Raw genomic sequence first — 13,441 nt, 5'->3', positions numbered from 1 at the left:
TAATTATAAGATAACGCTTTTTATTATAGTTTTAAAAAGTAAATAAAGGATAATACCAGACTTGAAATATAATTTCTATATCTAGTTTAGGAGTTATAAAAAGCCAAGGTATTACCCATTAAATAATTGTATTTTTCTTTAAGAAAATTTATTTCTAATCTATTTATTATGGCAATGCAATTAGTTAAAAAAAATAAATTAGCCCAAAGATATTTATAATAATCTTTTTTAGGGAGAGTAGTACTAAGGCATCTTCAAAAAATAATAAGTCCATTTACTATTTTATTTTGCGTCATGCGGCGTCAGCAGAATCCTTAGATAGTTTATTATCTGCGGAACCTGCCTCCTTGCCAGATGCAAAATATCCTTCGCATTTGGAAATATTATTTTCTTTCAGATGCCTAAGAGAAAAAACTATAGAAATAATTAAGCATTTACTTCATAAGTATCTTTTACTACTCCCATTTTTTTACGCAATTCAGTATACTTTTGTGCTAGTTCTTTTTCAGCTAAAGCTTGATCAGGGAAAGGTTCTACTTTAACTGCACAATATTTATATTCTGGAGTTTTTGATATAGGATCTAAGTTGTTACAAGTAAGTTCATTACAAGCTCCAATCCACCATTGATAAGTCATGTAAGTATCGCCACTTCTAACTCTATCAGTGACTGATGCCCTTGACATAACAGAACCTCTTCTTGAACTTACCTTTACTAAATCTCCATTTTTGATTTTAAGTTTTTTGGCATCAGAAGGATTCATCTGTATTTTACCAGGTTCATCCTCAAGCATCTTAAGAGCACGACAGTTTCCAGTCATTGTTCTTACAGAATAATGTCCTATTTCTCTAACTGTACATAAGCTTAGTGGATATTCATTATCTGGGGATTCTTCAGTAGGCCTCCATTCAGAAGCAAATAAAATTCCTTTTTCACTTGGTGTACTAAATATGTTATTTTCATAAAGTACAGGAGTTCCAGGATGATCTTCAGAAGGACAAGGCCATACTATTCCTCCTAGTTTTTCCATTCTTTCATAGGATGCACCAGCAAATTTTGGAGAAAGACTTCTCATTTCGTCCCATATTTCCTTTGTATTATTGTAATACATTGGATATCCCATAGCAGTAGATATTAGAGAAATTATCTGCCAATCAGGTTTAACATCACCAGTTGGCTCAATAGCCTTACGGAATATTTGGAAACCTCTATCTGCACAGCTGTATACACCTTCATGTTCACCCCAGGAAGTGGCAGGAAGTACTACATCAGCATGTAAAACTGTTTTATTCATAAATATATCTTGAACTATTACAAGCTCTAATTTATCCAAAGCTTCTTTTACTTCATTTGAATTTGGATCACTTTGAACAGTATCTTCTCCCATTATATAGTAGGCCTTTAGTTTATTTTCCTTTAAAACCAGTCTAGGAACTTCAGTTAAGTGATATCCAACTTTATCAGAAAGTTTTACATTCCAGGCTTTTTCAAATTTTTCACGAGCAGTTTTATCGGTAACTTTTTGGTATCCAGGAAAACAGTTAGGGATAGCACCCATATCGCAAGAACCCTGTACATTATTTTGGCCTCTTACAGGTCCTATACCAACACTAGGTCTTCCATAATTTCCTGTTAATAAAGCTAAACCAGCCAAACCTTTAACTACATCTACAGCCTGACCAAATTGACATACTCCCATACCGTAAAGTATCATTGGATTTTTTGCACTGGCATACATTCTCATTGCCTGTTTAATATTTTCAACAGAAACATTTGTTATTTTCTCCACATATTCAGGAGTATATTTATTTACAACAGCCTTGTATTCTTCAAAGCCTTCAGTATATTTAGAAACATATTCTTTATTGTATAAGTTTTCATTAAGAAGTACATTGGCAAAACCATTTACAAGTGCCATGTTAGTTCCGCCTTTTAGCTGAAGCCATAGATCTGAAATTCTTACGCTTTCTGTAACTCTAGGGTCTACAACTACAATTTTTGCACCTTTTTCTTTTGCCTTTACTACTCTTCTGGCAACTATAGGATGAGATTCCGCAGGATTATATCCAAAAATAAGTAGTAAATCCGCGTTTTCAATTTCGGGAATGGTATTGGACATTGCACCGTTACCAAGAACTGTAGCTAGTCCTGCTACAGAAGGACCATGACAAACTCTAGCACAGTTGTCCACATTATTAGTACCTATTACAGCACGTATAAATTTTTGCATTACATAGTTTGTTTCATTTCCAGGGCCTCTAGAACAGCCTGTACCCATTATGGAGTTTGCACCATACTTATTTTTTATTTCTGTTAACTTTTCTGCTGTAAATTTAATAGCTTCATCCCAGGTAACTTCTACTAATTCTCCATTTTTCCTGAGCATTGGTTTCTTTATACGGGCAGTTAAAAGCTGAGGATCGTTTAGAAAATCCCACCCATAGTATCCTTTTAGACATAATTCTCCTTCATTTGTTCTGCCATTTGCAGGTTCTGCTCTTTTAATTTTGCCGTTTTCAACTACTAAGTACAAATTACAGCCTGCACCACAGTAAGGACATACAGTTAAAACTTTTTCTTCCATACTTTAATACCCCATCATCTTAATATTTTTGTAAGTATACTTACCTACTTTTACTATACATGGATATGATGCGCAATTCAAAAAATATAAAAAATTGCTATTGCTTTACGGCGTGATATAAGCATTTGTAATAGTATCTATAAGAAATTATAATAACATCTATAAGTAAATTAACAAAATAAAGTTGTTTGTGTTTATTATTGTAAAGTTATAGGCGGCTTAAATAGTCATTTAAACCGCCTACAGATAGTACATTTCTAATTTGTAAAAATATGAAAATTTATAAAGTTTTATTATAAGAAATTACTATTTTATATTAATTGAATGAAAGATTTTTAGAATTTGTAACAATCCAAGGATTTTTTATACTGCTATCAAAGATTACATTTTTAAAGGTGCTATTGCTCATATAAGATATTTTAGCTGGTTTAGTATCTTTAAAGGATACATTTTCAAAATGTATATCATCATGATAAGCTCCAGCCAATCCACATACAAAGATAGCATTATTTTTAGAGCCGTTAACACTGCAGTTTGTAACAAAAATGTGCTTAAACTGTGGTAAGTTTAAAGCAGGTTTATAAGTACTAACTTCACTTGCATTAGAATAATCAGAAGTAAATATAAATGGTTCACCAGCACCATCAGTTATATTTTTAAGTGCAGAGTCACGGAAGATAATATTTGTTGCTCCACCACCTACGTTAGGAGCTGTTTTACAACGAAGGCCTGATCCTGTACCATTTAATACATTATCTTCTGCTAATATGTTTTTTATCCAGGCAGCTGTATTACTACCTGCCACTACAGCACCGTGACCTCGCCCAAAGTAATTGTTAAATATCCATACGTTATTTACTGGTTTACGGTTTTTTTCAGCATCTGCTCCTTTTCCAGCAGTAAAGTTTATATCATCATCACCAGTATCAAAAACACTATTTAATACAGTCAAACCCTCTGAGTCAAAATCTATTCCATCGCCATTATTGCAATCAAAGGTTTTAATTAAAGCATTATTTATAACTACATTATTACAATTACTGCTTCCTATAGTTTGTTGAGATGGGTTAACGAAAAAAAGTCCATCACCATAATATACATTGTCTACATGACTAATTGAAATTAAATTGGATCTTGTTGAATATGCTTTAGTATCAGAAAGACCATTACTTTTAGCTAGTTTGAATTGATTAGCTGCAAGAATACCATTCGCTTCAACTGTTTTTAAACTACTTTTTAAAGAGTTCGGAAATCCAGTTGTTGCTTCAGGGGTGCCTTGTTTCCATCCATTTCCGTCAATTACACCGTTTCCTATGATTTTAATATTCTTAGTTTTTTCATTTCCAGTACCATTGGCATTAATAAGTGCATTACTTTTAATACTCTTTTTTGTAGTGCTATTGCTATTTAAATAGTCCTGTGGGTTTTCAGATCCCAAAAGTTTTCCATCAACTTTGAAAATAATATCGCTTTTTAACCAGAGAGCTCCTGATTTAAAGGTCTTTGTTGAAGGAAGTAATACTTCTCCGCCAGGTGTACAGGCATCAATGGCTGCTTGAATAGATTTTGTATCAAGAGTTTTTCCATCACCTACTGCTCCAAATTTAGTAACATCAAATACATTTGGAACTTTAGTTGTGCGTTGTACTACAGCATTGCTAGCTTTTAATTCATTACCTTTATTATCAACAGCTCTAACTGTAAAATTATAAGAAGTGTCAGGTTTAAGTCCTGTAACGGTATAAGTGTGATTGCTTATTTTTACAGCTGAACTGTTGCTTGAATCTTTATAAAAATTATCAATAAATGGTTTAGCTTTTGAAGTTGTATTATTATTTGCGTTACCTATAAGTTTTCCATTCATATAGATATTATAATTTACAATATTGTTGTAGTTGCCTGATTTATGCCATGCTAATGTAATACTAGTATCATTATAAGATAAAGTGGGAACTGTTAAATTTTCAGATTCGGATGCCTTTATATCTACTAGATTTGCAGCTGTTGCATTTACATTATGGGATTTAAAAGAAACAAGTCCTAGAATTAAGGCGGCTAAAGTAGGTAGAGCAATTATTTTCATTATTTTTATTTTGTTCAATTTATATGCATCCCTTCCATACAATTTATTGTTTTTATATTTGAAATCTGTTGTGGAAAATTTTAATAATTATATTTTACTACAGATTATTTGTACATAAGTTAACGATTTATGAATAATGAGTTAATAATATCAACAATAAAGAGTATTTTAAAATTGTAATTGTTTAAATATATTTGTATGTATTATTATGATTTTGGGTTGAACTTGCTAAAAAATGTAATATGATTTATTCTTATTTATGATAAACAATATGAAATTCAATGTAATTTAGATGTATTGAGAAATAGGAATACAAAAGTTAGTTATTATAATTTTTTATATACATAAGTATAGATAAGAGAAAGGACTTTGATTATTTTGAACAGCGAAAAGATTTTTACAGACCCCAAATTTGTTGCTATTATTGCAACAATATGTTGCTTATTATGGGGAAGTGCTTATCCTGCAATAAAAATCGGATATGCACTATTTAATATTTCTCAATCTGATGTATCATCAGAACTTGTATTTGCAGGTTATAGGTTTACTATAGCAGGTATAATTTTGCTTATTATTGCACAAAAGTGTGGAAAAAGCGTATTTAACATTTCAAAAAAGAATGTTCTAGAATTATCTCTATTGGGTTTTACTCAAACTACATTACAATATATATTTTTTTATATTGGAGTTGCCAATACTACGGGCGTTAAAAGCTCTATAATGAATTCTACTGTAACATTTTTTAGTGTTATTTTAGCTCATTATATATATGTAGATGATAGAATAAATAAGCAAAAGGCAATTGGATGTATTGTAGGATTTATAGGAGTTATAATAGTAAATTTTAATAATAATTTATTAAATTTTTCTTTTAGCTTTCTTGGAGAAGGATTTGTAATAATTGCAGCATTTATTTTTTCGGCTTCTGCTATTTATGGAAAAAAACTTACTAAAAGTATGGATGTAATTATAATAACAGGTTACATGCTTTTTATAGGAGGAGTAGTTTTAGTACTTATTGGGGTTTTATTTAAAGGAGGAGTTTATCATTTTACAATGGAATCTTCTTTAGTGCTTATTTATCTGGCTTTATTATCTTCAGCAGCATTTTCATTATGGAATTTGCTTTTAAAATATAACAAAGTAGGTCCAATATCTATGTTTAATTTTTTAACTCCAATATTTGGAGCAGTACTTTCAGCAATTTTTTTGGGAGAAAAGATTCTTGAATTTAAAAATATTATTGCTCTCATATTAGTATGCTTAGGTATATGGATGGTTAATAGAGAAAAGATTAGTATTTGTCAAAACCCAGTGAAGTTTCAACATGGTAGAAACTGAAAGTGTATAAGGCACATTCAATAAAATAACTAATCAGTATGTTAGCCTATTTTGCATCATACTGCGTCAGCAGAACCCTTTGATAGAACAACTATCAGCGGAACCTGCTTCCTTGTCTGATACAAAATAGACTAACATCTTTGACTAGTTATTTTATTGAATGTGCCTAAATGAATGAAAAAATTCTCTGTACGATTGTAGTGGTGTTGTATAGAGATTTTTTTATTATGCAATTATAAATTCTAATATAATTTAATAAATAACAAGTAGCAAAATTGCAGTTTTTATGTGTTAAAATTTTCATATTTATGTTGACATGTGGAAACCACTGTGCTAAACTAACACTGATTTACATAAAGTGTCCTTCGTGGGATGGGTGAAATTCCCTATCGGCGGTAAAGCCCGCAAGCCTTATAAGGCATGATTCGGTTAAATTCCGAAGCCGACAGTATAGTCTGGATGGAAGAAGGTGAATACAGTTATATGTATTTTTTAGTATGTATATTTATTGTATTTGCAAATCCCCTTAAGGTTGCTTAAGGGGATTTTTTACATGTAATTTGGGAAAAGTTCAAAAAATATATAACCACCAGTTAAAAACCAGTGGTTATAAAAAATTATAGAAAAATAAAATTTAACTTTTATATATAATGAATAGAGTCCAAGCTATCATTATATAAAAGAAAAGTTAATTTTTATGGAAACAGAGTTCTTGTTTATAATCATGTGCATCTGATATTTAGAACCTGTTATCCAGTGACAAAACTACTCTGTACTTTCAACTGAAAAATGTGGAAGTATTAGAAGTAGGGAGTCATCGGATAAAAGTTTAGCATATAGAAAACAGATGTGCAAGTATTATGTTACATTTACAGGTGAATTTCACAGTAAAATAATATAAGTCCAATTTTAAAGAGAAGGATATTTTATGTAAAATTTATTTTAATTTTGGAGGTAATTTTTATGAATGGATCATTATTAAGTCAGTTTGGAAACTCTTTAGAACGTATGGAAAAGGCATTAAATAATCTTAAACAAGGAAATGGAATACTTCTTGTTGACGATGAAAATCGTGAAAATGAAGGAGATCTTATTTTTCCTGCAGAAACTATTACACAACCTCAAATGGCCATGTTAATAAGAGAGTGTAGTGGTATTGTTTGCCTTTGCTTAACACATGAAAAGGTTGAAGAATTGAATTTGTCTCAAATGGTATCTAAAAATACATGTAAGTATGAAACTGCATTTACTATATCAATTGAAGCTAAGGATGGAGTAACTACAGGAGTTTCTGCTGCTGATAGAGTTACTACAATTCTTACTGCGGTAAAAGACAATTGCAGACCTGAAGATTTATGTCATCCAGGTCATGTTTTTCCACTTTGTGCACGTAAAGGTGGTGTTTTAGTTAGGCGTGGTCATACAGAAGGTACTGTTGATCTTATGAGTTTAGCAGGTTATAAGCCAGCAGGAATTTTATGTGAACTTACAAATTCTAATGGTACTATGGCTCGTTTACCACAAATAGTTGATTTTGCTAAGAAACATCATATGACTGTAGTTTCTATTGAGGATATTGCAGAATATAAAAAGAATATGTAATATACTTTTAATACTGCTATTTTGAAAATTTTTAATTATAATTTCAACTTGAAATATAATTTACTGAAATATTTATATTATGCTATTTATACTTAAAAATGTTTAATGATAAATAGTATAATGTTAATGTATATGAAAATTATTTGTTGAATTTAGGTTGAAGGAAAGAGGAAAGATGAAACAAAATATTTATGATAATAGTACTTTTTATAACTCGTATATTAATTTAAGGATTAATTCTAATGGGCTTAATGATGTGTTAGAGATTCCAGCATTTAGATCTTTATTACCAGATTTGAATAATAAGGAGATACTAGATTTAGGATGTGGGTATGGTGAAAATTGTAAGTGGTATGTTTCTCAGGGAGCTAAAAAAGTTGTTGGAATTGATATTTCTGAAAAAATGATTGAACGAGCTTTAAAACTATATAGTGATGAGAAAATAGAGTATAAAAATACATGTATGGAGGAAATAAAATTTAGAAGAGAAAGTTTTGATATGGTACTGAGTTCACTGGCTTTTCATTATGTGTATGATTTTACAGACATAGTAAAAAGAATTAGTAATGTACTAAAACCAGGTGGTATACTTATTTTTTCTCAAGAACATCCAATTGCTACTGCAAAAAAAATTCCTAATGGTTGGTTTCAAGATGAAAATGGAAAGAGACTTCATTGGATTTTAGATAATTATAATGAAGAAGGTATTAGGAAACAACAGTGGTTTGTTGATGGAGTGATTAAATATCATAGAACAACTTCTACTATTGTAAATACGCTAGTTGAAAATGGTTTTAATTTAGTTAAAATGTTAGAGCCTACTGCAACTAAAAAAGCTGAAAATTTAAATACTAAATTAAAGCAAGAAAGAAAAAGGCCTCCATTTTTAATAATAAAGGCACAAAAAGTTAATTAGAAATATAATCAAACTTTTTTATTAATGCTTGTTTTTTAAGAGAAAGTATAAAATTTGATATAGTTATATTAGCTAAGTAATAGAAGCTTTTTATTTTTATCAGTAGAAGGTACAGTATTGCCAGGATGCGCAATACTGTACCTTCATTTTACACAAGTATTTTTGGCTATTTTCAATAGGAGAGCAACAATCTTTTAGATATTTATAGGTAGTAAATTTGCTAGAAAAGCAAACAGGTATGTAGTTAAATTTCTATCTTAATGCCTTTTCTTATTTGCACATGCTTTATTTACCAGCCCAGAATAGATATAAAATTTAAGTTAAATTGAATAACTCTTAGTGATGCGAGGGAAAATTATATAGCAGGAGGTTAAAAAAGGAGTGTGATGGGTTAATAATGATAAAAAAATTTAATTATATAATCTTTTTTACTTTGGCTATAATTATTAGTTTTATTCTAGGCTATAAAGGTGAACTTAATTATATTAAAGAAGCACAATTAAAGAAACCTTCAAAAGTTGTGAGTACAGAATCAAATGGAAATAGATTATATAAAAATAGTGCACAAATTAATAATTGGCAAAAGAATAAAATTGTGCAGAGTACTATTGAACCAGGTAATAAGAAAGAAAATGAGCCAGATTCTAAAAAACAAAATTCAATTGAAAACATTGATGAGAATCAATTAAAATCCGAACTTGAAAGAATATATAATGCGCGTTCAGCGGCTTTTGTATCTGGAGATGTATCACCTTTAAAAGCACTTTTTGATACCTCACAAAGATATGGTAAGTGGGCACTGGAGCATGAGATTAAACGAGTAAAATATCTTAATGATTGGGCAAATCAAAGAAATATAACCTTTGGCAAAGTAGAATCTAAAGTGAGAATAAAGAAAATTTATCCTAGAGGCAGTGTAATAAGAATAGCTTTACAAGAATCATACAAGTTTGATTATGTTTATAACAATGACGATAATTCTCCAATTAATTCTTTTGGAGTTGGAATAAGACATACTACCAGTTTAACTAAAAAAAATGAAAAATGGATTATTTATAATGATTGGTATACTGATTGTTTTGAGGATGCCTTACATGGTTATTCTATTACTACTGATAGTATTCCAGAAACAACAAACACTATTTTGGATATAGATAACAGTTATAAAGAAGTAGACTATAGAAAGCGTTTTTATGATAGAGAGAAGGCAGCTTTTTATGCAGATAAATACTGTGGAGCTGCCTGGGGAAGTAGTAATAATTTTAAATACAACAAAAAATATAGTGATTATAATGGTATAGGAGGAGATTGTAGTAATTTTGCATCACAAGTTTTGGGAGATAAAGAAGGCGGAGGCATGCCTATTGGCGGTTCGTGGACTCCAGGCAGTAGAGCGTGGTCTAATGCAGATGGTTTAAAAGATTATTTAATAAGTAGTGGAAGAGGAAGCGTAATTAGTGTTGGTACCTTTAAGGAATTAACTAAGTCTTCAGAAAGACTACCAAGTGGTGCAGTTGCGAAATTACAAATTGGAGACTTGGTTGCCTATGAGAAAGGTAGAGGTAATATAGACCATTTTGCAGTGGTAACAGGCTTTGATAGTCACGGTTATCCACTAATAAATTCTCATACTACAGATAGATATCATGTGCCTTGGGATTTAGGCTGGGGTGATGCAAAAATTAGATTTTTTCTTATACACATAAATGGATAAGATATCTTTTGGGATATCTTGTCTTTTTATAATGCATTTTAAAATTTTTAATAATTTGAAAACTTTAGATGTTATAAAAAAGAGTTATCTCTAAATTCTGAGATAACCCTTTTTTATATTAAATATTTTATTAGTGTACACCCTGTCCGTGATGATATTGATATCCTTGTTGCATTCCCTGTTGGCTCATTTGACCCATTTGACCCTGTTGATTCATTTGACCTTGCTGGCCCATTTGATTTTGCATTCCTTGCTGACCTTGTTGATTTTGTTGAGACATTTGATTTAATTGACTTTGAACTTGATCTATAAGTTGATTAGTTTGTGTAAGTGCATAATTTGCATTTATTTGATCATTAGCTTCATTTAAAGCACACATAGCCTGTTGAATAGAAGACTGTAACTGCTGCTGAACCTGTTGCTGTTGTTGTTGAGCACGAGTTCTAAGTCCTTGAATTTCAGTTTTGAGTTCACTTGAAATTTGTTGATTATTTTGAGATTGACCTTGTGATTGAGACATTCCTTGAGTTGAAGAACTTTTTTTGTTTAAAGTACTTCCTAATGTTGATTTAATTTCGTTTAATGTATGTTCTAAAGAATCCTGTTGATTTTTAACAGTATTTAGTTCTCTTGCAACTTCTGCATCTGTCTTTTTTTCTTTGAAGCTTTTTAAAATTTCTTTATTTTTTTCATCCATGTTTTTTTCCTCCTTTATAATTTATCACAAAAATATATTTCCCTTTATAGTTACATCTATACTTTATTATTAAAAAAGTTTCTCTCCAATTACAGGATAATTCGGAAATTTTTTTAAAGTTTTGGAATTTTAATGTATATAATCAATGATGCTGCTAATAGAACAAATGATAAAATAATTGGTTACATAATAATGTAATAAAATGAGGTTAAAGTAAATATTTTGACACTTAGCATTATATGGTATAATTTTACTGGACAAGGATTATAGTTTTAATTGAAATGTAAGTGTGGAGGAACAAAAAAGTGAATGAAAAAATACTTTTAGTAGATGATGAAAAGAGCATTTTAGATGTAGTTACTTATGCACTAAAAAGAGAAGGATATTTGGTGGAAAGAGCTTATGATGGTGAAGAAGCACTTGATAAAGTAGATATTTATAAGCCACATATAGTAGTTTTAGATTTAATGATTCCTGTAATAAATGGATATGATGTTTGTAAAAAGTTAGAAGATAAAAATATTGGAATTGTTATGCTTACAGCAAAAGAAGATATTGTAGATAAGATACTTGGGCTCGAACTTGGAGCAGACGATTATATAACAAAACCTTTTGATATAAGGGAACTTATTGCAAGAATTAAGTCTCTTATAAGGAGGCTTAATAAAACTATTGATGAAAAAAAAGATGTTGGAACTATAAATATAGGTGATCTCAGCATCAATAAAAAAAAGAGAACTGTAAGTATAAAAAATTCTTTAGTAGAATTTACACCTATGGAATTTGATTTATTGTATTTACTTCTTTCAAATTCAGACATAGTGTATTCTCGTGAGCAGATCTTAAACATAATATGGAATATGGATTATGCTGGAGGAACACGAACTGTAGATACACACATTCAAAGAATAAGAAAAAAGCTAGGTAATAGTTATCAAGATTTAATACAAACTGTATATGGTATTGGTTATAAAGGGGTTGATGAATTAATTGAAAATGGGAATTAAATTTAAGCTAATATCTTTTACAGCTTCACTATTACTTATTGTAATATCATTTTTAAGTTTTTTTGTGCTTAGTGGAATAAAGGGATATCAGGATAAAGAGACACAAACTATTTTATTTAAACAAAAAGATATGTTTGAAGAATATTTTAGTGAGCGAATGAGTTTAAATAAAAGTGCTAATTATAGTAGTAGTTTAGCAAGAGGAAGCATTTTTAACAAGACATGGTTAAGAACTATACCTGCTAATATATATAATACAAAAGGAGAACTTCTTTCAGGATTTAAGACAGATGCAAAATTAAATGAAAATGATGAGAAAAAAATTATGATAGGCTATGCCAATAAAAATAAGGTATCTTTTAGAGAAATTAAGGATGTAATATATTTTTATTCACCAATTAAATATAATGGAAATACAGTAGCAATTTTAGAATTAGAATATTCAATTAAGGAAAATAATTTGTTTTACAATAATATAAAGAAGTTATTCTATGGTATAGGTTTTTTAGCTTTGATACTTGGTATAGTTGTGGAAAGTTTTTATTTTTCTAGGCTAACTAGAGATATATATGAAATGAAAAATTTAGTAGAAGGTATCCCCAGAGGTGAATTTAGTAAAGTACATAAAATAAACCGAAATGATGAATTAGGTGAATTGAACAATGGTCTTATATTTATGAGTAATACTATAGAACAAAATATTAAAGATCTTAAAGTTGAAAGAGATTCTTTAAGCAGAGCAGTGGATAAACTAAGAAAGATGGACAAGCAACAAAAAGAGTTTATAGGAAATGTAACACATGAATTTAAAACTCCAATTACCAGTATAAAGGCTTATGCAGATGTTATTGGAATGTATAATGATGATGTAAAATTAATTGAAGAAGGAACTTTAAGTATATCTAAAGACTGTGAGCGGCTTTCAAGCATGGTAGATAATGTATTGAATTTATCTGCTCTTGAAAAATATGATTTTGAAATTGAAAAAAGTGAAGTTAATTTAAGAAGATTATTAAATGAAACATGTAAATCAATGATGGCAAAAATAAAGAAAAATAGTTTGATTTTAAAATGTAATGCTGAAGATATTGATGCAAACTTGGATGAGGAAAGTTTAAAACATGTTTTCATAAATTTAATTGACAATGCTATAAAATATAATAAGTTAAAGGGAAGTATAAATATTGAATGCTATAAAAATGACAAAGGCAGAATAATCATAAGTGTTGCAGATACTGGAATAGGTATGAGGGAAGAAGTGCTTACTAAAATTTTTGAACCGTTTTACAGGGCTGATAAACATAGAAGCCGTGAAACTGGAGGAGCTGGATTAGGACTAGCCTTAGTTAAAAAATTGGTTGAAAAACAAGGAGGAACTATAAGTGTAAATTCTAAGTTAAATGAAGGTACTACCTTTTATGTTGAATTTTCTCCATAAAGTTTACAAGATTGTGACATTTGTTTATAACTTTGTGAAAAAATTTTGATAACATGAATT

General features: G+C 29.7%; 9 protein-coding genes and 1 riboswitch. Of the genes, 6 read left to right on the top strand and 3 right to left on the bottom strand.

Going from position 1 to position 13,441, the window contains the following annotated elements:
• Nucleotides 1-426: 426 nt before the first annotated feature.
• Together fdhF and HBE96_RS11500 are read right to left on the bottom strand one after the other, a co-directional pair.
• Nucleotides 427-2,583 carry a formate dehydrogenase subunit alpha gene (gene fdhF / locus HBE96_RS11505; RefSeq protein WP_169297895.1) on the bottom strand — a complete coding sequence of 719 codons (2,157 nt, stop codon included), beginning with the start codon at nt 2,581-2,583 and terminating at the stop codon, nt 427-429.
• A gap of 316 nt (nt 2,584-2,899) precedes the next feature.
• Nucleotides 2,900-4,684: a glycoside hydrolase family 28 protein gene (locus HBE96_RS11500; protein ID WP_243186909.1), complete on the bottom strand. Its 1,785-nt coding sequence runs from the start codon at nt 4,682-4,684 to the stop codon at nt 2,900-2,902.
• A 360-nt stretch (nt 4,685-5,044) separates the two neighbouring features.
• Between HBE96_RS11500 and HBE96_RS11495 the strand changes: the two genes are divergently transcribed.
• The 4 genes from HBE96_RS11495 (at nt 5,045) to HBE96_RS11480 (ending at nt 10,239) form a co-directional block, all read left to right on the top strand.
• Nucleotides 5,045-6,007 carry a DMT family transporter gene (locus HBE96_RS11495; protein WP_169297923.1) on the top strand — a complete coding sequence of 321 codons (963 nt, stop codon included), beginning with the start codon at nt 5,045-5,047 and terminating at the stop codon, nt 6,005-6,007.
• Between the two features lie 357 nt (nt 6,008-6,364).
• A riboswitch (FMN riboswitch) is annotated at nt 6,365-6,482 on the top strand.
• A gap of 488 nt (nt 6,483-6,970) precedes the next feature.
• Entirely contained in the window at nt 6,971-7,609 is a 639-nt protein-coding gene (gene ribB / locus HBE96_RS11490) for a 3,4-dihydroxy-2-butanone-4-phosphate synthase (RefSeq protein WP_169297894.1), read from the top strand.
• 175 nt (nt 7,610-7,784) lie between these two features.
• Nucleotides 7,785-8,525: a class I SAM-dependent methyltransferase gene (locus tag HBE96_RS11485; RefSeq protein ID WP_169297893.1), complete on the top strand. Its 741-nt coding sequence runs from the start codon at nt 7,785-7,787 to the stop codon at nt 8,523-8,525.
• 397 nt (nt 8,526-8,922) lie between these two features.
• Complete coding sequence (locus HBE96_RS11480) at nt 8,923-10,239, top strand: amidase domain-containing protein (protein ID WP_169297892.1); 1,317 nt, start codon at nt 8,923-8,925, stop codon at nt 10,237-10,239.
• Between the two features lie 130 nt (nt 10,240-10,369).
• On the opposite strand, the gene HBE96_RS11475 is transcribed toward HBE96_RS11480, so the two are convergent.
• Entirely contained in the window at nt 10,370-10,936 is a 567-nt protein-coding gene (locus HBE96_RS11475) for a hypothetical protein (protein WP_169297891.1), read from the bottom strand.
• A gap of 305 nt (nt 10,937-11,241) precedes the next feature.
• Between HBE96_RS11475 and HBE96_RS11470 the strand changes: the two genes are divergently transcribed.
• Entirely contained in the window at nt 11,242-11,943 is a 702-nt protein-coding gene (locus HBE96_RS11470) for a response regulator (protein WP_169297890.1), read from the top strand.
• A complete protein-coding gene (locus HBE96_RS11465; RefSeq protein WP_243186915.1) occupies nt 11,933-13,381 on the top strand; it encodes a sensor histidine kinase in 1,449 nt (482 codons plus the stop codon). The genes HBE96_RS11470 and HBE96_RS11465 overlap by 11 nt, the downstream gene beginning before the upstream one ends.
• Nucleotides 13,382-13,441: the final 60 nt, after the last annotated feature.

This window comes from Clostridium muellerianum (genome assembly GCF_012926525.1).
GTDB classification, from domain to species: domain Bacteria; phylum Bacillota; class Clostridia; order Clostridiales; family Clostridiaceae; genus Clostridium_AM; species Clostridium_AM muellerianum.
This window is presented reverse-complemented; position numbering and strand designations above follow the sequence as displayed.